Source organism: Tsuneonella sp. HG249 (genome assembly GCF_053819205.1).
The window spans coordinates 842,360-862,213 of sequence record NZ_JBSOQY010000001.1; the positions used below are offsets into that span (position 1 = coordinate 842,360).

At 65.3% G+C, this 19,854-nt stretch carries 18 protein-coding genes; 12 read left to right on the top strand and 6 right to left on the bottom strand.

The annotated features are described in order from the left end of the window. The first annotated feature begins 7 nt into the window (after positions 1-7). The 4 genes from ACWPM1_RS04155 to ACWPM1_RS04170 are packed head-to-tail and all read left to right on the top strand — an operon-like array spanning position 8 to position 4,351. On the top strand, positions 8-1,876 hold the full coding sequence (locus ACWPM1_RS04155) for a TonB-dependent receptor plug domain-containing protein (RefSeq protein WP_455693574.1): 1,869 nt from the start codon (positions 8-10) through the stop codon (positions 1,874-1,876). Then, the gene (locus ACWPM1_RS04160) at positions 1,873-2,676 is read left to right on the top strand and encodes an ABC transporter substrate-binding protein (protein ID WP_455693575.1); all 804 of its coding nucleotides are present in this window, start codon (positions 1,873-1,875) and stop codon (positions 2,674-2,676) included. Before ACWPM1_RS04155 ends, ACWPM1_RS04160 begins: the two co-directional genes overlap by 4 nt. Further along, positions 2,673-3,626 (top strand): FecCD family ABC transporter permease, encoded by a 954-nt coding sequence (locus ACWPM1_RS04165; RefSeq protein WP_455693576.1) that lies wholly within the window; start codon positions 2,673-2,675, stop codon positions 3,624-3,626. The genes ACWPM1_RS04160 and ACWPM1_RS04165 overlap by 4 nt, the downstream gene beginning before the upstream one ends. Then, a complete protein-coding gene (locus tag ACWPM1_RS04170; protein ID WP_455693577.1) occupies positions 3,623-4,351 on the top strand; it encodes an ABC transporter ATP-binding protein in 729 nt (242 codons plus the stop codon). Before ACWPM1_RS04165 ends, ACWPM1_RS04170 begins: the two co-directional genes overlap by 4 nt. Here ACWPM1_RS04170 and ACWPM1_RS04175 read toward each other — a convergent pair. The 4 genes from ACWPM1_RS04175 to ACWPM1_RS04190 form a co-directional block, all read right to left on the bottom strand. Next, complete coding sequence (locus ACWPM1_RS04175; protein WP_455693578.1) at positions 4,348-6,537, bottom strand: M3 family metallopeptidase; 2,190 nt, start codon at positions 6,535-6,537, stop codon at positions 4,348-4,350. The two genes, ACWPM1_RS04170 and ACWPM1_RS04175, sit on opposite strands and share 4 nt — an antisense overlap. Before the next feature lie 72 nt (positions 6,538-6,609). Next, positions 6,610-7,188 (bottom strand): RNA 2',3'-cyclic phosphodiesterase, encoded by a 579-nt coding sequence (thpR, locus tag ACWPM1_RS04180; protein WP_455693579.1) that lies wholly within the window; start codon positions 7,186-7,188, stop codon positions 6,610-6,612. 29 nt (positions 7,189-7,217) lie between these two features. Then, entirely contained in the window at positions 7,218-9,272 is a 2,055-nt protein-coding gene (locus ACWPM1_RS04185; protein WP_455693580.1) for a M13 family metallopeptidase, read from the bottom strand. Positions 9,273-9,409: 137 nt separating this feature from the next. Continuing rightward, positions 9,410-10,588 (bottom strand): diguanylate cyclase domain-containing protein, encoded by a 1,179-nt coding sequence (locus ACWPM1_RS04190; protein ID WP_455693581.1) that lies wholly within the window; start codon positions 10,586-10,588, stop codon positions 9,410-9,412. 196 nt (positions 10,589-10,784) lie between these two features. Between ACWPM1_RS04190 and uvrA the strand changes: the two genes are divergently transcribed. The 7 genes from uvrA to ACWPM1_RS04225 all read left to right on the top strand — a co-directional run bounded on the left by uvrA (position 10,785) and on the right by ACWPM1_RS04225 (position 18,472). Further along, a complete protein-coding gene (gene uvrA / locus ACWPM1_RS04195) occupies positions 10,785-13,745 on the top strand; it encodes an excinuclease ABC subunit UvrA (protein WP_455693582.1) in 2,961 nt (986 codons plus the stop codon). A gap of 300 nt (positions 13,746-14,045) precedes the next feature. Further along, a complete protein-coding gene (locus ACWPM1_RS04200) occupies positions 14,046-14,900 on the top strand; it encodes a ParA family protein (RefSeq protein ID WP_455693583.1) in 855 nt (284 codons plus the stop codon). Next, positions 14,900-15,349: a hypothetical protein gene (locus tag ACWPM1_RS04205; protein WP_455693584.1), complete on the top strand. Its 450-nt coding sequence runs from the start codon at positions 14,900-14,902 to the stop codon at positions 15,347-15,349. Before ACWPM1_RS04200 ends, ACWPM1_RS04205 begins: the two co-directional genes overlap by 1 nt. Continuing rightward, complete coding sequence (locus ACWPM1_RS04210) at positions 15,346-16,038, top strand: hypothetical protein (RefSeq protein WP_455693585.1); 693 nt, start codon at positions 15,346-15,348, stop codon at positions 16,036-16,038. The genes ACWPM1_RS04205 and ACWPM1_RS04210 overlap by 4 nt, the downstream gene beginning before the upstream one ends. 328 nt (positions 16,039-16,366) lie before the next feature. Then, on the top strand, positions 16,367-16,765 hold the full coding sequence (locus ACWPM1_RS04215) for an META domain-containing protein (RefSeq protein ID WP_455693586.1): 399 nt from the start codon (positions 16,367-16,369) through the stop codon (positions 16,763-16,765). Between the two features lie 595 nt (positions 16,766-17,360). After that, positions 17,361-17,561, top strand: coding sequence for a hypothetical protein (locus tag ACWPM1_RS04220; RefSeq protein ID WP_455693587.1), 201 nt, complete (start codon positions 17,361-17,363; stop codon positions 17,559-17,561). A 92-nt stretch (positions 17,562-17,653) separates the two neighbouring features. Next, on the top strand, positions 17,654-18,472 hold the full coding sequence (locus ACWPM1_RS04225; RefSeq protein WP_455693588.1) for a hypothetical protein: 819 nt from the start codon (positions 17,654-17,656) through the stop codon (positions 18,470-18,472). Here the strand turns inward: ACWPM1_RS04225 and ACWPM1_RS04230 are convergent. After that, positions 18,469-18,648, bottom strand: a complete 180-nt coding sequence (locus ACWPM1_RS04230; protein WP_455693589.1) for a hypothetical protein — start codon at positions 18,646-18,648, stop codon at positions 18,469-18,471. The two genes, ACWPM1_RS04225 and ACWPM1_RS04230, sit on opposite strands and share 4 nt — an antisense overlap. A 103-nt stretch (positions 18,649-18,751) precedes the next feature. Between ACWPM1_RS04230 and ACWPM1_RS04235 the strand changes: the two genes are divergently transcribed. Further along, positions 18,752-18,958 (top strand): DUF2945 domain-containing protein, encoded by a 207-nt coding sequence (locus ACWPM1_RS04235; protein ID WP_455693590.1) that lies wholly within the window; start codon positions 18,752-18,754, stop codon positions 18,956-18,958. A gap of 4 nt (positions 18,959-18,962) precedes the next feature. On the opposite strand, the gene ACWPM1_RS04240 is transcribed toward ACWPM1_RS04235, so the two are convergent. Next, positions 18,963-19,499 carry a septal ring lytic transglycosylase RlpA family protein gene (locus ACWPM1_RS04240; protein ID WP_455693591.1) on the bottom strand — a complete coding sequence of 179 codons (537 nt, stop codon included), beginning with the start codon at positions 19,497-19,499 and terminating at the stop codon, positions 18,963-18,965. Positions 19,500-19,854: the final 355 nt, after the last annotated feature.

Here is a 19,854-nt window from a genome sequence, read left to right on the forward strand (position 1 = left end):
AGGTTTCATGTCTAAATTTCTTCTGCTTTTAAGTTCTGTAGCGCTTTCCGCGCCGCTTGCCGCGCAGAATGAGGAGCCGGTTTACGATCCCGCCGATGAGACGGCGATAACGGTCACCGCGACGGGCGTCCGCGGAAATGTCGAGGACACCGGCCAACCGGTCACTGTCATCGGCGTCGCGGAAATCGAGGCGGTGCAGGGACCTGACCTTGCCCGCGTCCTTCGCCGCGCGCCCGGGGTTACCATCACCCGCAACGGCCCGCCGGGCTCGTTCACCGGCGTGCGGCTGCGCGGCGCCGCGGCAGAGCAGCTGTTGGTGCTGGTCGACGGGGTGCGGGTGGCTGATCCCGCGGCACCCGGGGGCGGGTTTGACTTCGGCAACCTCGGTGCGGGCGAGATCGAGAAGATCGACCTGCTGCGGGGCTCCAACTCCACGATCTGGGGCTCGGATGCCATCGGCGGCGTACTGATCGTTTCGACGCGGGCCGCTCGCGGCCTTTCGGCGAGCGCCGAATACGGCGGTCAGGACAGCAGCTACGCGACCGCCAGTGGTGGCGCTGGATCGGACACCTTCTTCGTGGGAGGCTCGGCCGCGCGGCAGCGCACTGACGGGTTTTCGGCCGCCGCGACGGGAACCGAGCCGGATATGTTCCGCCAGTGGTCGGCCAATGCGCAGGCGCGCGCCTACCTCTCAAGAAGCGTCGAATTGTTTGCCCGGGGCCGCTACGCCAAGGGAGAACTCGACCTCGATGGCTTCCCCGCACCCGCCTACTCTTTTGCCGATACACCGGAGACGCAGGACACCCGCCAGTACACCGGCGCCGCTGGGGTCGTATTCGACGGCAACCTGCTCGACCTTGCAGCTACCTATTCGCTGGCCGATACCGAGCGCGCCAATTTCGATCCTGCCTTGGGTAGCGCACCCACCTATATGACCGACGGTCGTTCGCAGCGGGTCGATCTGCGCGGCGAGTGGAGGCCGATCGGGCCAGCCGTGCTGCACTTCGGTGCGGAAGGAGAATGGGCTCGGTTCTCTACCTTGTTCGACGCCGTTCGGAAGTCGCGCATCTGGGGCGCATACGCGCAGGCCGGGATCGAGTGGGGCGGGGTCTCGGCGCATGCCGGGTTGAGGCATGACGATCATACCCGCTTCGGTGGCGTCACCAGCTTCGGCGCCGACGCCAGCTTCTACCTTGCCCGCGAGCTACGCCTGCGAGCCTCGTATGGCGAGGGGTTCAAGTCCCCCACCTTGTTCCAGCTCCTGTCGGACTACGGCAACGGAGCGCTGCAGCCTGAGCGCAGCCGAAGCCTCGACCTTGGCCTGGTTTGGCGCAATCGCGCGGCACCGACTTGGGGAGCGATCACGCTCTTCAGGCGGGATTCGAGCGATCTCATCGACTTCGTCTCGTGTTTCGGCGTGACCGGCGGCATCTGCGCTGGACGTCCTTTCGGAACCTATGACAACGTCGATCGGGCGCGAGCCGAAGGTTTCGAGATCGAACTCGGGCTCTCTCCCAGCGAGAACCTGCGGACTCATCTGAGCTACAGCCACATCCGGGCGGTCGACCGCATGGCGGGTACGGACCTCGCGCGCAGGCCGCGCCATGCCTTGAGCGCCGCGCTTGATTGGCGGACACCGCTGACCGCAACCGTCGGCGGGGACGTGCGGCTGGTCGGCGACAGCTTCGACGATGCGGCAAATCTCAATCCGATCGACGGGCATGCCTTGTTCGATCTGCGCGCCAGCGTGCCTCTCGGCGAGCGCCTGGAGCTTTACGGCCGAATCGAGAATGTGCTTGACGCCAAGTATGTCGAGGCTGCTGGTTACGGCACCCGCGGGCGGACCATGTTCGTCGGTGCGCAGCTCCGGCTGTGAGACTGCTCGCCGCTTGCGTCCTGCTGGCAGGGTGCGCCGCGCCCCCGGCGGATCGCGCGCGCGGCGAGCGCCCGACCATTGTCAGCCTCAACCCGTGCACCGATGCCATTCTGGCCGAGGTGGCCGATCCGGCGCAGATCCTCGCGGTCAGCCACTACAGTCACGACCCCCGCTCGACTTCGATGGATCTGGCCAAGGCGCGCCGTTTCCGCGCCATCGGCGGCACCGTGGAGGAAATAGTCGCGCTCGATCCGGACGTGGTGGTCGGCTCGACCTTCATGCAGCCGGCCACAAGCCAGGCGCTTGGCCGGTCGGGATTGGCGGTGGCAACGGTCGACATCGCCACGACGGTTGCCGCCAGCGCGGCGCAAGTTCGCCAGTTGGCCTCGCTCGCCGGCCATCCGCAGCGGGGGGAAGCGCTGGTGGCGAGGATGGAGGCATCGCTGGCCGCAGCACGCAGCGAGACGTCACCGGTGAACGCAATCGTCTGGCAGCCCGACGGCATCGTGCCAGGGGAGCATGAGCTCATCAGCGATCTCTTGCGCCGCGCGGGCTTCGTCAACCAGAGCGCCGCCCGCGGTATGCAGCAGGCTGATTACCTCTCGCTCGAGCGGCTGCTGGCCGATCCGCCGGACATGCTGCTCGTGGCCGGAAGGGAGCGGGCCCAGCAGCACCCGGTGCTCGATCGCTTGCCCGGCATGCAGCGAGCCACGCTCGATCCGGCGCTGCTCTATTGCGGCGGTCCGACGATCATCCGGGCCGCCAAGCGATTGTCGGCGCTGCGGCGGAATGTTTCATGAGCCGGGCGACCGCATGGTTACTCGGGCTGCTGGCGCTGGCGGTGCCGCTCTCGCTGCTCGCCGGCCGCGTCTGGCTTGATCCATGGGCCACTCCGAACGCTGCCGCAATCCTGGCCGAGCTGCGCGTACCCCGCGCGCTGCTGGCGATTGCCATCGGTGCGGGTCTGGGCGCCAGCGGGGCGGCAATGCAAGGCTACCTGCGCAATCCGCTCGCCGATCCCGGCCTGTTCGGCATTGCTCCCGGCGCTGCCCTGGGCGCGGTGGCGAGTCTGTGGTTCGGCTATGCCGCCTCGCCTTATCTGCTGCCGCTATTCGCTTTGGCCGGCGGAGCAGGAGCCATGGCGCTGCTCGCGGCGATCGCCGGTAGGACGGGTGGCATCGCGCTGTTCACCCTCGCGGGGATGATGATCGCCAGTCTTGCGGGAGCCTTGACCAGCCTGGCCATCAGCCTCGCGCCCAATGCCTTCGCCATGAGCGAGATCGTCACGTGGCTGATGGGCGCGCTGACCGACCGCTCGTGGGACGATGTCTGGCTGGCGGCTCCCTTGACGGTCGCCGGGGTCGGATGCCTGCTGGCCGCCGGACGCGGGCTCGACGCGTTGATCCTCGGCGAGGTGGCGGCGCGCAGCCTCGGGATGGCACCGCGGCAGCTTCAGGTGTGGCTGATCGCCGGCGTCGGGCTGACGGTCGGCAGTGGCGTGGCGGTCGCGGGTATCGTCGGCTTCGTGGGTCTGATCGTGCCGCACCTCGTGCGTCCGTTTACCGACCGTCGCCCTTCTTCGCTGACATGGCCGAGTGCGCTGGCGGGGGCTCTGCTCGTGCTGGTCGCCGACAGCCTTTGCCGCGTGCTGCCGCTGGTGACCGAATTGCGGCTGGGCATTGCGCTCAGCCTGGTGGGCGCCCCGTTCTTTCTCTGGTTGCTGCTGCGCATGCGGCGGGGACTGGCATGATGCTCCAAGCGAACGGAATAGCCATTGCAGGCCGCTTGGGCGATGTCTCGCTTGCGCTCCACCCGGGCGGGATCACGGCGCTCTGCGGGCCGAACGGGGCCGGCAAGTCGAGTCTGCTGCAGTGCCTGGCGGGACTGCTACGCCCCGACTTGGGGACCGTCGCGCTCGACGCGGAGGACATTGCCTCGCTGCATCACCGTGAGCGGGCCAAGGCCATCGGCTATCTGCCACAGGAAGGAGAGGTGGCCTGGGATGTCGCCGTGCGCAATCTCGTGGCGCTCGGCCGCCTGCCACACAGGGACCGTGGCGAAGCGCAAGTGGCACGAGCCATCGCCGCGCTCGACTTGGCCCATCTCGTCGATCGTCCGGTCTCGCGCCTGTCGGGCGGCGAGCGGGCGCGTGCGCTTTTGGCGCGCGTGCTGGCGGGGGAGCCACGCTGGATCCTCGCCGACGAGCCGCTCGCTGCGCTCGACCTGGCCCATCAGCTTGCGCTGCTTGCCCATATGCGTCGCTCGGCGCAGGCGGGAACCGGCGTCGTGCTGGTGCTGCACGACCTTGCGCTGGCAATGAACCATGCCGACCGAGTGATCGTTCTTTACGAAGGGGTGAAAGTGGCGGACGGCAGTCCCGATGAAGCGCTCTCCCCGGCGGTCATCGAGCAAGTCTGGGGCATACCCGCGCGCTGGCTCGGCGAGCGCGGCGCGCGGGCGCTTGTCGCCGGCTAGTTGCTGGCGCCGCCGCCGTCCGCCGGAACATTGGCGCCGGTAAGCCCGCGTGCCTCGAGCATCGGCCGCACATCGGGCGCGCGGCCGGCGAAGTTCCTGAACATCTCGAAGTAGTCCATCGTCCCGCCACGGCTGAGAACGGTCTTGCGGAAGTGGTCGCCGTTGGCCCGGGTCAGTCCGCCGTTGTCGAGAAACCACTTGCGGCTGTCGCGGTCGAGCATCTCGGTCCACAAATAGCTGTAGTAGCCCGCCGAGTACCCCGCCGGGTCGGAGAAGATGTGGCGGAAGTAACTCGAGCGGTAGCGGGGCGGGACGAGATCGACCGCCAGGCCGAGTTCGCTCAGCGCCTGGGCCTCGAAGGCGTTCACCTTCGCGGGCGTGTCGATGGCCGCCGCCTCGCCTGGTGTCAGCGCGTGCCACTTCATGTCGAGCAACGCCGCCTCGACGACCTCCCCGAAGCCGTAGCCCTGGTCGAACTTCTCAGCAGCCTGCATCTTCTCGATCAGCGCCTGCGGAATCGGCGCGGCGGTCTGGTAGTGCTTGGCATAGTTCGCCAGCACTGCGGGGTAACTCGCCCACAGCTCGTTCACCTGGCTGGGATATTCGACGAAGTCCCGGGCCGTCGCGGTGCCGCTCAGCGAGGCATATTCCTGGTCGGCGAAGAACCCGTGCAAGGCGTGACCGAACTCGTGAAACATAGTCTCGACGTTGTCGAAGCTGACGAGCTGCGGCTGCCCTTCGGGTGCCTTGGGGATGTTAAGGACGTTGTAGATCACCGGCTTGGTGCCGTCGCGTCGCGTCTGGTCGACGAAGTTGCCCTTCCACGCGCCGCCGCGCTTGTTGTCGCGCTGGAAGGGGTCGAAGTAGAACAGGCCAAGTTGACTGCCGTCCTTGTCGAAGACGTCGTATGCCCACACGTCGGGATGATAGACAGGGATGTCGGGCCGCGGCTTGAAGCTCAGGCCATAGAGTTGGCTGGCGGCGAAGAACACGCCGTCCTCGAGCACCCGGCGGACCTCGAAGTAGGGCTTCATCGCTTCCTCGTCGAGGTCGAACTTCTTCGCTTTCACCCGGTCGGCATACATCTGCCAGTCCCACGGCTTGACCGTAAAGTCGCCCCCGCTCGCCTTGATTTCGGCATTGAGCATGGCGGCGTCAGCGCGCTGGGTCGCGGCGAGGGCGGGGACCATCTGCTCCATGAACGAGAGGGCGGTGCGGGGGTCCTTCGCCATGCGATCCCACATCTGATAGGTCGCCCAATCGGGGTTGCCGAACAGCGCGGCTTTCTGCGCGCGCAACTTGACGATCTCGGCGAGAAGCGTGCGGGTATCGTTCGCATCGCCGCGCTCGGCACGGTTCCAGCTTTTCTCGTATAGCGCCTCGCGTGTCGGGCGGTGGGAAAGCGAGCCGAGCGCGGGCTGCTGCGTCGTGTTCTGCAGGGCGATCGCGTAGCTCCCTGGGGCGCCGCGATCGACGGCGGCCTTGGCCGCGGCGTCGATTCCGGCGGGAGACAGGCCTTCGAGCTTGACCTTGTCGCTCACCACCAGCGCGCCGTTCTTGGTCGCCCGGGTCAGCCGCTGGCCAAACTCCGTGGTCGCGGTCGACAGCTGTGCGTTGATTGCCTTGACCTGCTCCTTTTGCGCATCGGTGAGCATGACCCCGGCATGCACCATCCGCTCGTAAGTCCGCTCGAGCAGCCTAGCGTCCTCCGGCGTCATGTTCATCGCGGCGCGGTTATCGTAGACCGCCTTGACCCGCCTGAAGAGCGCCAGGTCGAGGTTGGTCGTGTCCTCGCTAGCGGCGAGCTTGGGTGCGACCTCGGCATCGATCGCATCGAGCGTTGGATTGGTGTTGGCCCCCTTGAGCGCATTGAACACCGCAGCGACCCGCTTGCGCATCTTGCCTGACTGCTCAAGCGCGGCGATGGTGTTCTCGAAAGTGGGTGCATCGCGGCTGCCGGCGATCGCGGCGACTTCGGCACGCTCGATGGCGATAGCCTGCTCGAAGGCGGGCCGGAAGTCGGCGTCGGAGATGGCGCGGAAGTCGGGCGCGTTGAGATGGAGAGTCGAGGGCTGGGCGAAGTAGCCCGTGGCCTCCGGGGCGGCGATGCGAGTGTCGGCCATGGTGGCGCATCCTGCGAGCGAGGTGCCGGCGAGCGCGACGGCTGCGAAAAGTCGAAGATTCATCCTGTAAACGTCCCCTGCTCGGCGATACCCGCCACTCTATGGTTACGCTTCAGGCAAACATTGGTTGCCGTTTCAAGCCACTGGCACGGCGTTGGTCGAGGCGAATCGGCCGCCTGCCGGTTCGAGCGGCCATTCGGCCAGCGGTGTGTAAACCGACCCCCCGTGGCCGAGGCGGCTTTCGTACAGCCGGAACGAACCGACGTTCCATTCTGGCGCTGCGAGCGCGCCGTAGCGTGCTAGCCATTCGCCTATGCCCTGCGCCGCTCCGCCTATGCGGGCGAGCGTTAAATGAGGCGCGAATTTGCGCGGCTCAGGTGCTTGACCGGCTGCGCGGCAGGCCCGCTCCACCCGCCGCTGGAGACGCTCCAGCGCGGGGCACGGCGCCAGGCCGGCCCACAACGTGTGTGGCCTACCCTTGCGTTCGAAATGCCCGACCCCGCGCACCGCGAGCTCGAATGGGGCGGCGGTGAAAGAGCCCAGTGCCGCTACGAGATCGTCGGCGGTGCGTCGGTCGACCTCGCCGCAGAAGCGGAGGGTCAAATGAAGCTGATCCTCGTCCTGCCAGCGGGCACCCTCGACGCCGCCTTGCGCTGAAAGCAGCGCGTCGCGAACTGGGCGGGGCGGGCGGAGCGAGACGAACAGGCGGGCCATCGCGGAAAGCTAGACCCGCCCATGCCGGCTTACCAGATGCGCGCGCGCTCTTCGGGCGGGATGTAGTTGGCGTCACCCGGTTTGACGTCGAACGCCTTGTACCAGGCGTCGACGTTCCGCAGCGGGCCGATGGTGCGGTAGCGCTCGGGGCTGTGCGGATCGGTGGTGACCTGGCTGCGCAGATCGTCCTCGCGCGCCTTCGAACGCCACACTTGCGCGTAGGCGAGGAAGAAGCGCTGGTCGCCGGTCAGCCCGTCGATGACCGGCGCTTCCTTGCCCCCGAGCGACTTGTGGTAGGCGTCGTAGGCCACCAGCACGCCGGCGAGATCGGCGATATTCTCGCCCATCGTCAGCTCGGGGTTGATGAACGCGCCGGGCACCGCCTCGTACTTGGCGTACTGTTCGCCGAACTTCTTCGCCTCGGCGTCGAAGCGGGCGGAATCCTGCGCCGTCCACCAATCGCGGACCGCGCCGTTGGCGTCGATCTTGCGGCCCTGATCGTCGAACCCGTGGCTGATCTCGTGGCCGATCACCACCCCGATCGCGCCGTAGTTGACCGCCGGGTCGGCATAGGGATCGAAGAACGGCGGCTGCAGGATGCCGGCCGGGAACACCATCTTGTTTTCCAGACCGCCGTTGTAAGCGTTCACTTCCTGCGGGTTCATGGCCCATTTCTTGCGGTCGACCGGCTTTCCGAGGTCGCTCAACGCGTAATCTGCGTTGAACTTGGTCGCGTTCCTCACGTTCTCGTAAAGGCTGGTGGGCGAAACCTGCAGGGCATCGAACCTACGGAACTGGTCGGGATAGCCGACCATGACTTCCATCTTTTCAAGCTTCTCGAGCGCCGCTTCCTTGGTCGGGCCGCCCATCCAGTCGTTGCCGCGGATGCGGTCGGCCATCGCCAGCTTGAGGTTCTTGATGAGCTCTTCCATCCGCTGCTTGGCAATCGCGGGGAAATACTCGTGCACGTAGTCCTGGCCGATCAGTTCGCCGACCGAGCCGTTGACGTTATTAATCCCGCGCTTCCACCGGGGCTGTTGCTCGGTCACCCCCGACAACGTGCTGGTGAAGGCGAAGCGGCTGTCGACCATCTTCTTGTTGAGATAGGGCGAGGCCTGGTGCGCCACGTGGAACTGCTGCCACAGCTTGAGTGTGTCGAGATCGGTCCGGTCGAACAGCTCGGCGAGCGCTTTGATGGCGGTGTTTTCATTGACGATGATGCGCTCTTGCTGGGGGATATTGGCGCCATCCCAATAAGCCGCCCAGTCGATCCCCGGTGCGTAGGCAGCCAGCTCGGCGGTCGACATCGGGTTGTTGATCTTGCCAATGTCGCGGCGTTCTTCCGCCGGCCACGAGAGCTGCGCGACGTACGTCTCGAAGCCCATCACTTCCTGCGCCGCTTCTGCCGGGTCGGCGACACCGATCGCGCGGAAAGTGCGCTCGATATAGGCCTGGTAGGCGGCGCGCTGCTTGGCGAACTGCGGGTTCAAGTAATAGTCGCGCTCGGGCAAGCCAATACCGGCTTGGCCGAACCACAGCACGTTCAAATTCGGATTGCCGGTGTCGGCATAGGGCCCACCGGCGAACAGAGTTGTGCCGAACTTGTCGTAAGTGGAGCCCATGAAGCGGGCGAATTCGGCTTTGTCGTCGATCGCCCGTACCACCGCGACGTCCTTCATCAGCGGGGCGATGCCGGCGCGCTCGATCGCGTTCTCGTCCATGAAGGTTTTGTAGAGCATGCCGTACTTCGACTGAGTCGAGGCGGTTACCAAACCGCGTACTTGCTCTTGCGCGCGCTCGCCGAGTTCGACGAACGAGCCGGTGGAGGGCTTGTCGGCCGGAATGTCGGTGCGGTCGATCCACGCGCCGCTGGCGTAACGCTCGAAATCGTCACCTGGCTTGGCGCTCAAGTCGCGGGTAGTGAGGTCGAGGCCATAATCCCCGATCTGCGCGCGACCGGTGACGACGATCTGCTGGCTGTCGTCGGTCTGGGTCGAGGTGTCCTGCGCGATCGCCGGCATGGCAAGGCTCGCGGCAAGCGCGAGTGCCGAGGCGGCGGAAAAGGCGGTCCTGGCGAATGTCATCAGATGTTTCCTGCAAGCTCGCTGCGCGCTCAACACGCGAAGCGGTTTCCCGTGAAACCAGAGGTTTGTTGGCAGGAACGCCCTCTCGACGAAGGCAGATGAACGCTCGACGAACGTCGCTGGCGGGGTTGGTCTTGTCAGGCGGCGGCGGCCATCACCCGGTCGCGGCCCCGTGCTTTGGCCTGGTAGAGCGCCGCGTCGGCCCGGCTGAGCACCTCGTCGAGCGATTCACCGGGTCGCCACAGGCATATGCCGATTGACGCGCTGGTGGCCATTTCGGGCAGGTCGATTTCGCGCCCGACCAGCGCGATCGAATGGCGCACCATCTCGGCTATATTGCGCGCGGCCACAGGGCTGGCGATCTCGAGTACCATCGCGAACTCCTCGCCGCCAATGCGCGAAGGATAGTGCGCCCCCCGGTCGAGGGAGGCGATCGTCTCGCGCAGGGCATGGCCCACCGCCACCAGGACCTGGTCGCCCACGGCGTGACCGTAGCGGTCGTTGATCGCCTTGAAGTGGTCGAGGTCGATCGTCACGACGTGTCGGTCGCCCCCCTCGTGCACCAGTCCTGCTCGGTGGAAGAACGCCCGCCGGTTGAGCAGGCCGGTCAGAGGATCGCGCATGGCGAGGAACTCGGCGTGCGCGAGGGAGTCGGCGAGTTCCTCGCTCAGGCGGCGATTGTCGACCACCCTTTCGGCGGCATGGCGGTGGCGCAATGACGCCGCGACACCATAGATCAGCACGATCAGCATCAGCGCACACAGCGCCAGGGTGGTCACGGCTCCGCGCAGCCCTTGGGCGGGGATCATCACCGCCGCGAAAGTCGCCAGGAACCCCCCTATGAAAGCAGCGGCCAGGCGGGGAGTGGGAGCGAGCAGGCTGAAGACGATGGTAACCCCGACTATCACGCTGCCGGCGACGACCATGCGCGCCGGATGGAGATAGGGGTCGATCAGGATCGGGGTCAGGAGGGGTGCGCAACTGGCGCCGCCTACCACCAGCGCCATCATCAGCCAGCGCAGTTCACGCTTGTAATCGGCCCGGGCGGCGATTTTCGCCCGAAGTCTCGCGAACGCGAGACGGGCGGTGAACATCGCCACCAATCTACCGGTGAGCGGGAGCAGGAATGCGGCGGCGTTGGGCAGCACCATTGCCGCGCAGCCGGCGAGGAACCATGCTAGCAGGTTCGCCGCGATCCCGCGGTATTCGATGTCGAGGATGGTCTGGAGATTCTCGCGAGAGACTTCGGCCGACCAGCCGGCATCGCGCGCCACTAGCGGGAGCCCCTGCTCGTCGAGTGTGATTCTCTCGGCCATCCCGCCGCCCTTGACCCCATGCCCTCAGTTGCGGCGTCAGGAGTACTCAACAGTTATTAAGTTGAGGTTTTACTAGGCTAGGTAGCGGCTCGCCCGCGTTGCAATCCGGCTGTTGCTCACCACATCGCTTGCCTTGGCGGGCGCGCGCATAGTGCAGCCCTTGACTTGCGCGAACGAAACCGGAACACGAGTCTCTATGTCTCTCACTCATATTTCGGTTCGCGGGGCGCGGGAGCATAACCTCAAGGGCATCGACATCGACCTTCCGCGCGATGCGCTGATCGTGATCACCGGGCTGTCGGGCTCGGGCAAGAGCAGCCTCGCGTTCGACACGATCTATGCCGAGGGGCAGCGGCGCTATGTCGAGAGCCTTTCCGCCTACGCGCGGCAGTTCCTCGAGATGATGCAGAAGCCCGATGTCGAGCATATCGACGGGCTGAGCCCGGCGATTTCGATCGAGCAGAAGACCACTTCGCGCAATCCGCGCTCGACGGTCGCCACGGTCACCGAGATCTACGACTACATGCGCCTGTTGTGGGCGCGCGTCGGGGTGCCGTATTCACCCGCAACCGGGCTGCCGATCGAGGCACAGACGGTCAGTAACATGGTCGACCGGGTCATGGCGCTGCCCGAGGGGACGCGGCTCTACCTGCTCGCCCCGGCGGTGCGCGGGCGCAAGGGCGAGTACCGCAAGGAACTCGCCGAGTGGCAGAAGGCGGGTTATGCCCGCGTGCGCGTCAACGGCGAGATGCTCGAGATCGGCGAGGCGCCGGCGCTCGACAAGAAGTTCAAGCACGACATCGAGGTGGTGGTCGACCGCCTCGCGGTGCGCGAGGGGATCGAGACGCGGCTCGCCGACAGTTTCGAGCAGGCGCTGAAGCTCGCCGAGGGGCTGGCATACGTCGATCTTGCCGATGGGGTGGTGCCCGGGCGTGGCGCGGGCGATGCGGCGGGAGGGGCGATGAAAGGCGCGGGACTGCCGCCCAACCGCATCGTGTTCTCCGAGAAGTTCGCCTGCCCGGTCTCCGGCTTCACCATCGAGGAGGTCGAGCCGCGGCTGTTCAGCTTCAACGCCCCGCAGGGCGCGTGCCCGGCGTGCGACGGGCTCGGCGAGAAGCTTCTGTTCGATCCGCAACTGGTGGTGCCCAACGAGCACCTCTCCCTCAAGCAGGGCGCGGTGGTGCCGTGGGCCAAGTCCAACCCGCCGAGTCCGTACTACATGCAGGTCCTCGCCAGCCTGGCGAAGGAATACGGCTTCGACCTCACCACCCCGTGGGACGCGCTGGGGGAGGCGAACCAGGACGTCATCCTCCACGGCACCAGGGGCAAGGCGATCCCGCTCACCTTCAAGGACGGGCGCAAGGAATACACCGTGCGCAAGGGGTTCGAGGGGGTAATCGGCAACCTCAACCGCCGCATGCTGCAGACCGAGAGCGCGTGGATGCGCGAGGAGCTCGGCAAATACCAGACCGCGCAGCCGTGCGAGACCTGCCTCGGCAAGCGGCTCAACGACAAGGCGCTCAGCGTCAAGATCGCCGGTACCGACATCGCCACGCCCACCCAGATGAGCGTGACGATGGCCAAGGAGTGGTTCCTCGCGCTGCCGGAGAAGCTCACCGCCACCCAGCAGCAGATCGCCCGCGCGATCCTCAAGGAGATCAACGAGCGGCTGGGCTTCCTCGACAACGTCGGGCTCGACTACCTCAACCTCGACCGCACCAGCGGCACCCTGTCAGGCGGGGAGAGCCAGCGCATCCGCCTCGCCAGCCAGATCGGCAGCGGGCTGTCGGGCGTGCTGTACGTGCTCGACGAGCCCAGCATCGGCCTCCACCAGCGCGACAACGACCGGCTGCTGGAAACCCTCAAGCGCCTGCGCGACCTCGGCAACACGGTGATCGTCGTCGAGCACGACGAGGACGCGATCCGCACCGCCGATCACGTGGTGGATCTCGGCCCCGGCGCGGGGGTCCACGGCGGCGAGATCGTCGCGCAAGGCAGCCTCGCGGACGTGCTCGCCTCGGAGAACAGCCTCACCGCCGACTACCTCACCGGCCGCCGCCGGATCGAGATCCCGCCCCAGCGCCGCAAGGGCAACGGGCAGAAGATCACCGTCCACGGCGCGCGGGCGAACAACCTGCAGAACGTCACCGCCAGCATCCCGCTCGGCACCTTCTGTTGCGTCACCGGCGTCAGCGGCAGCGGCAAGTCGAGCTTCACCATCGACACGCTCTATGCCGCCGCCGCGCGCACGCTGAACGGCGCGCGGATGATCGCCGGCCCGCACGACAAGGTCACCGGCTTCGAATTCTGCGACAAGGTGATCGAGATCGACCAGTCGCCGATCGGCCGCACCCCGCGCTCGAACCCGGCGACCTACACCGGCGCCTTCACCCAGATCCGCGACTGGTTCGCCGGCCTGCCCGAAAGCCAGGCGCGGGGGTACAAGGCGGGGCGCTTCAGCTTCAACGTCAAGGGCGGCCGGTGCGAGGCGTGCCAGGGCGACGGGCTGATCAAGATCGAGATGCACTTCCTGCCCGACGTCTACGTCACCTGCGAGGAATGCCACGGCAAGCGTTACAACCGCGAAACGCTGGAGGTGAAGTTCAAGGGCCTCAGCATCGCCGACGTGCTCGACATGACGATCGAGGACGCGGAGGAGTTCTTCAAGGCCGTCCCCCCGATCCGCGACAAAATGCACATGCTCAACGAAGTCGGGCTCGGCTACGTCAAGGTCGGCCAGCAGGCGACCACGCTATCGGGCGGCGAGGCGCAGCGCGTGAAGCTCGCCAAGGAACTGAGCCGCCGCAGCACCGGGCAGACGCTGTACATCCTCGACGAGCCGACCACCGGCCTGCACTTCGAGGACGTGCGCAAGCTGCTCGAAGTGCTCCAGCGGCTGGTCGACCAGGGCAACAGCGTGGTGGTGATCGAACACAACCTCGACGTGATCAAGACCGCCGACTGGATCTTGGACCTCGGCCCCGAAGGCGGGGTGCGCGGCGGCGAGGTGGTGGCGCAAGGCACCCCCGAGCAAGTGGCGGCCGAGCCGCGCAGCTATACGGGGGGCTACCTCAAGCCGATGCTGGAGCGGCAACCGCCGAGCGCGCAGCCGGCGGCGGCGAAGCGCAAGGCGAGGGCGAAGGTGGCGGCAGTGTAAGGCACAGCTATGCGGGCCTCGCTCTAGAGGCGACCATAAGCCAGCACATCCCAAAGTCAGAAAGCTGTGGAAAGCGCTCCAGCGCTTTGTGAACTAGCGTAGCTCGTGATTAAGCCTACGCTGGAACTGATCAATATTCGCCGAAGGTCCTCTACCTTCTGCCCCGATTCGTGGCGCGAGCGACTGGTGACGGGTGCAAGTCGCCAAGGTGAGACGATCCCTCTGTCGTCTCCAACTTTTCATCGACATTGCCGGCTATTCCTATCATCTAGTCTCAAAATTCGGCAGCAGGGGGTTAGAATGCCGGGCAGAGTTGTTTCCGTGTTGAACATGAAGGGTGGCGTTGGAAAGACCACCGTGTCCGCTCATCTGATGCATCAGTTTTTTTGGCATCATGAAATATCGGTACTGCTTGTAGATCTGGACCCTCAGTTCAACTTGACTCAGACGTTAGTGAGGCCAGGCGTCTACGAGACGGCCAAAGCGGACAACAAAACAGTCTTTACGGCCATGGAGCCGCCTCCTAAAGCAAATCTTCTCGATGTTAAGGTCACAACTGCGGCTCCACCAAAGGCTTGGGATTTGGCGCCTAGGCTAAAAACGTGGAACGAGCAAGTATACGTAGATTTAGTATACGGAGATTTCGATCTAGTTAAGTATAGTTTAATCCCAGATAAAAGGACATTAGATAAGGTACAAGATAGATTTCTGCGGTTTATCGCTCAGGCTAAGGATGACTACGATCTGATTGTAATTGATTGCAATCCAAGTAGTTCGTTTATAACGCAATGTGCGCTCCACGCGTGTGATTTTGTCTTGGTTCCCGTCAAAGCTGAGGTCTACTCTCTGCTGGGAATTAAACTTCTAAAACGATATATTGAAGAAGTTCCAACAATTCATCCGAAGCCGCCGATCTCGATCTTGCTCAACGCATCGCCCGTTAACGGGGTGACGGACGTGACCAAGGCTCAGATTAACGGTGATCCTGAGCTGGCAGGCTTGCTGTTGCAGAATATTTTCCCTTACTCCCTCTTACTCGCAGCCCGACCAGATCAGTTTGGGTTTTTTATGGATCAGCGCAGGCCCCACAAGTATGCCGTAGCGAGTCGACTGAACATGATCGTCGACGAATTGGTGCCTCGCTGGGGAATCTGATGGCCGAAAAGTTCGACAGCTTTCTGTTTTTTCTTCTTGGGGCAGGCTGGTCCGACAGGAAAGTCCGCGACCTGTTGAGTGAGGTTTCGGCTTCTGATCCAGACAAGATCGTCAAGCGCTTCCGCGCGCTCAAACGGGCGACATCTGCGAAGGTGAAGACGGTTACGAAGCCGAAAACCTTCGTGGATCGCGATCGAGCGATCAATCAGGCCCTTAAGCTCTTGCGTTCTGTAGGTCCCTACTCTGAGTCAGAGCTACGCGACCTCTTAGTCTTCCGGCGCGGCGCTTCGGCGGGTTCGAGTGACATTCCTAAAGGGGGGATGCGCGCGCTCCTGGAAGCTATGGTGGATGAGAGTAGCCCAGAAAGCATGTTGGCGGCTGTCAAAAGTGTGCGGAATGACCTCGTGCACAACCCGGCCGGTGGGTGGACCACGCGCGACCTTCGATGACACCGAAAAAGCAATCAGACGATCTGCTCGCTGCAGTAGAACGTATGAGCAAGTCTGAAGGCGAGGGTAGCGTCGTCAAATTCGAAGATGCAAGTCAGCTTGTTCTCAACTGGCTCGATTACTTTATTACCGAGATTTCCAATCACCATTGCGACGAGTTGCTAGCATCTTGTCGGGCGGCTCTGATCGAGGCGGCCGGTTGTTTGTCGCTTGGATTGGTTCGTCCTGCCATAGTTGCCCTAAGGCTCCAATATGAGCTATTTATCGCTTGGATATATTTCAATGATCATTCTGTAGAATGGGAAAGTGTAACCAACGGCACCGTTGACTTTCCGCTTAGGAAACAGAATATTAATTACGTTTCATCGTATTTTCCTAAGTTCAAGTCCCGTTTGGCAATGCTTGATGGGTGCGCACACCGTTCCGAAGCTGAGCCTTATCGCACACTTTCGAAGTTCGTGCACGGTTCTGATCTTCAAGCGATGCCAAATTTTGAGGACTTGCCCTCAATGGTTCAAGACGTGGCGGCGATCGAAGCCTGTGTGCAGTTGCAACGCGAAGTCTCCGAGTATCTGTCCGATTTCGCAGCAGCTTGGTTGGCCGATAAATGGCATGACCTTCCGAATACAGTAAAGGCGGACATCAATGGTAGACTGGGTCCGCAGGGATTAAAGGCTTTCTGCAAGTAACTCCGTTTAGTCAGGTGTGGTGGCTCTTCAGTTCCCGCGGAAAGCAGACGTTGCCGCAGTTTCGGCCGACGCCTTTGAGCGGCGAAGCCTGATCTCGCACCGTCTCTCCCAATCATCCGCCGCCCTCTATTTTCCCGATTTCCCCACGAGCCCCCGCATCCCCGCATCCCCGCGAACGCCGGCAGCCAGTCCTCCCGTCGCACGGTCCAGCTTTCGTAGGTCGGGGTGAAACGGCTCGGCTCGTCGAGAGTGCCGAGGTGGCCTTCGATCTCGTCATCTCAGCGGGCGAAGATTCACCGTTCGACACCCCCCACCACGGACAGACCCCATGAAATCCGCCCTCCACACCATCACCGCCACGCTCGCGCTGGCGGCTTGCGTCACCGCGCCCGCCGCCTCCCCGCTTACGGGCGGAGAGTGGCGGGTGGTGCAGGTGGGCGGGGCGGGCGTAGTCGCCAATTCGCGCGCCGCGCTGGCCTTCGGGCCCGACGGGCGCCTGTCGGGCAATGCCAGCTGCAACCGGCTGACGGGTAGCTACACGCGCGACGGCGCGCGGCTGACGATCGGCCAGACCGCGCTCACCCGCATGGCCTGTCCGCCCGCCGAGATGCGGCAGGAGGCGAGGGTGGTCGAGGTGCTGGAGGACGTGACCCACTACGAGATCGACCCGACCGGCGCGCTGATGCTGCGCACGCCTGCGGGTGTGGGGCTCGTCGCCCGGCGCTGACGCGGGGGCGGATGACTGCCCGCCGCAAACCCGCCATATTAGGTGATCCCCCCGACCTGTGCTAAGGCCTCCCCATCGCCGGACCGAGTTGGCTTTCCGGCGACTGTGAGAAGCCTCGCGCTATGCTCCCGCCGTCCGGTCGCAACGGAGCAACGCGATGAATTCCTGGCCTTCCATCATCCTGCTTGTCCTGGTGGCGCTCGCCGCCAGCTACCTGCTCGGCGAATGGCTCGTCCGCCGCTCGGTGGCGGTGCGGTCGCGGCGGGAGGACTGATCTTTTTTCGGCGCGCCTTAACGAGGTTAAGGAAGGCGGGGGCAGCGAGGCGTAGCACGGCAGGGTGCCTCGGGATCGGCACGCATGCGGCGGCGAGAAGCGCGATAGGCTATCGCGGCGGCGCCGCCTTTGGGAGCCTGTCGCGTGTCGTCCACTCTCTTGGTCATCCTGGCGATCGCACTCGACCTGGCGATCGCGTGGCCCGTTAGCGAATACCTCGCCTGCGGCCGTCTCACGCGTCAATAGCCTGACATTTCTTGGGTATGCGCCGATAAATCCATGTGATTGCCGGGTCGGCCAAATGCGCGCCAAGCTCGCCGCGTGACCTACGATACTGCCGCTGAGCGCGTTGCTTATGCAGCTGGTGCCGCCGAAGCCGTCGAGGCGGTGTTTCTCGAGATGAGCGCGACCGGGTACCGCGAGCTCGAACAGTGGCTCCTGGAATTGCGGGCGTGGAGCGAGGGCGAGCCGCCGCCCGCGCCGCATCACTGGACTAGCGACGAGGACACGCTCCCCGACTAGCCGGCTCCCCACGCGACAAACCATTTTCCTACAGCCCCGCGCATCGCATAGATGCATCGATTCGCCTGTTCCCCAGCAAAGGACGCGGATCGATGCATACCCCCAACCTCCCCGCCGTGATCGAAGCGCTCGCGGCTGCCCCCCAGCCCGGCCAGTGGACCGAGTTCACCCGCGCGCAGCAGGTGCAGTTCCTCGAAGCGCTCGCCGAATGCGGCAGCGTGCGCCAGGCGGCGCGCCGCGTGCCGATCGGCGCCAGCACCGTCTATCGCGCGCGGCGGGCGGACCCGGCCTTTCGCACCGCGTGGGCCGGGGCGCTGATCGCCGCGCGGGTGCTGGCCGAAGACACGCTCGCCACCCGCGCGATCGAGGGGCTGGAGGAGGAGGTGCTCTACCACGGCGAGGTCGTCGCCACCCGCCGCCGCTATTCCGACCGCCTGCTGCTCGCCCACCTCGGCCGCCTCGACCGGCTGACCGAAGACGCGCGCGCGGCCGCTTTCGCGGAGGATTTCGAAGGCGCGCTCGGCCGGTTCGCCGAAGGGGCCGGCGCGCCGGAAAAGGCGCCCGCGGAAACTTCGCCTGAACAGTGTGCCAACTGTGCCAAGTCCAACAGCGAGCCGCCATCCGCCGCCCCGCCCGGGGAAAGACGAGGAGGCGCTGGAGAAGTGCCTCGTCACCGGCGAGATGCTCCCGCCCGACGAATGCCTGCGCAACCTGATGGAGCACGAGCGCCCCGCCGGGGCGCGGACGCCGCGCGAGCTGGCCGGCCGCTTCTCCGCCGAGGAGATCGCCGACGAGCAGCTCGCGGCGTACCAGGAATGCGTCGATCGCTGGTGGCTGGTCGTCCCGCCGGGGCCGCTGGACGATCCGGGGGAATGAACTTTCGCCCGCGAGGGCTAGCGCACGGGGGCTAGCTGTGCGGCGGGGGCGTCCCGCTCTCGATCTCCTCGCGCACTTCCACCGCGCCGGCTTCCGCCCGCTCGACATTGGCGCGGCCCGCGGCGCGGTTGCGCATGAAGCCCCACACGATCACCAGGAGGAGCACGAGCGGGCCGAGGATCAGGACGACGCCCCAGAAGTCGCCGGGCATGGGCAGTTCCTTTCGCTGTTCACCCGATTCAGCGCACGAGCGGCCAAGGCGTTCCGGAACCCGCCTTCGCGCGGCGCGCTGTCAGGGGCGAAAGGATCGCATCATGACCCAGACCCTCAAGCCTGGCGACAAGGTCGCCTGGTCGAGCCACGGCGGCACCGCGCACGGCAAGGTGGTGAAGAAGCTCACCTCGTCGACCGAGATCAAGGGCCACCACGTCGCCGCCTCGAAGGACAACCCCGAGTACCTGGTTGAAACGGCGGAGGGCAAGCGCGCCGCCCACAAGCCGGGCGCGCTCCGGAAGGGCTAGGCCCCTAGTTCAGGATCTCGAGCTCGACCCGGCCGCTGCCGCGCTGGACGAGGCCGAGCTGGTTGGCGGCGTTGCGCGAAAGGTCGATCACCCGGCCGCCGTGGAACGGCCCGCGGTCGTTGATGCGGACCACCACGCTGCGGCCGTTGGCGGGATTGGTCACGCGGACCTTGCTGCCGAACGGGAGCGAGCGGTGTGCCGCGGTCATCGCCGCGTTGCTGAACGATTCGCCGCTGGCGGTGCGGCGGCCGTTGAACTTGTCGGCGTAGTAGCTCGCCACGCCGCCGCCGATCGCCCGCGCCGCCGTGTCGTCGAGGCCCGGCGCGGGTTCGTCGGCCGGGTCGATGGCCGTGATATCGACCGCGCCGGCGGTCGGAATCGGGCTCGCGACGGGGGAACCGACGCTCGCGAAGCTGGTTGAGAAGGTGTCGCCGGTCTCTGCGAGAGCCGGTGCTCCGGCCGATGCCGGCAGCATCAGCGCTGCCGAAAGAGCCAGGGTGCGCAGCGCCCGAAAGCGCGCGATGGTCGTCGTCCGTGCCATGCGGGGCGGTTTACGCTCCCAGGACCGGCTGCGGGACCCCTTCGGGCTCACCTCGCCTTGGTCTTGCCACTATTCATCGTGGAGGCCGGGAACATTAACCATGTTTGGGTGCGGGCAGGGCCGAGGCGCTTTCCTACACTGCCACCCCTCGGCATGAACCGGGACCCCGATTCGCCGACTGGGAAGGCTCAATGAACAGCGCCATTCTCCCGCCCTTTCGGGGCAGAAATGCAAATGGGGCCGACCCGAAGGTCGACCCCACTCTCACCAGCGCGTGGTCCTTCCGAGGAAGGCACTTGGCGCCCAGTGTCGTTGCCGTTGGTTTCCGATCCGAGGATCGGTCTCCGCTGGCTCT